The sequence below is a fragment of the Pantoea sp. ANP04 genome, from assembly GCF_041982285.1.
In the GTDB taxonomy this organism is placed as follows: domain Bacteria; phylum Pseudomonadota; class Gammaproteobacteria; order Enterobacterales; family Enterobacteriaceae; genus Pantoea; species Pantoea eucalypti.
The window spans coordinates 1-569 of the sequence record NZ_JAUTYS010000115.1; the positions used below are offsets into that span (position 1 = coordinate 1).

Consider the following 569-nt stretch of genomic DNA (forward strand, 5'->3'; position numbering starts at 1 on the left):
CCCGATGCCAGTAAAAGACACTGCCGCGCTGAGTATCGTCACCGCGTTAGGGCTCAGGCCCAGTACATAGCCCATGGCGGCCAGACGCCGACCTAAGCCGCGGTTAACCCAACGCAAATAGGCTGGCACCCCATGGCCAGGTTTTTGAGCCGACAAAAGTCGGTGCACTGCTTCGCCATAATGACGTTTTTCCCCAGTCATTCCAAGGTTCCTCTCCCCCAAGATGAACGTATCTACTAGCATGCCACGTCGAACGACGCACGACCACGAAAACCTAGTTTCCGTGGTCTTGCGTCGTTTTTTCAGTTCGTTGTTTCAGTCATCAGCAACCTAGCCTTGAAGATCAGCCGTCAATGACAAATCGAAGCTGAGATCCGTGGTGCCCCGGTAGTTGCCATGCGTGCTGACCGCAACGGTGTTGTCCCCTGCTTGCAACAGGGCTGCCGGGACCTCAAACTCTGTAAGGTTCTCAGCTGCTCCCGAAGCCCGCGGCGCTGCTGTCGCGTAACTGTTCTGTCCCAGAGTTCCGGAAGGCAGATTTTTCCTGCCGACTTCCTGACCGTTGACGT

Annotated in this window: 2 protein-coding genes; both read right to left on the minus strand. The window is 56.1% G+C overall.

All coding sequences use genetic code 11. From position 1 onward, the window contains the following. A partial coding sequence (locus tag Q7C21_RS22620) for a hypothetical protein (RefSeq protein WP_375151179.1) occupies window positions 1–201 on the minus strand: 201 nt, incomplete at its 3' end. Window positions 202–330: 129 nt separating this feature from the next. Further along, a partial coding sequence (locus Q7C21_RS22625) for a hypothetical protein (RefSeq protein ID WP_375151180.1) occupies window positions 331–569 on the minus strand: 239 nt, incomplete at its 5' end.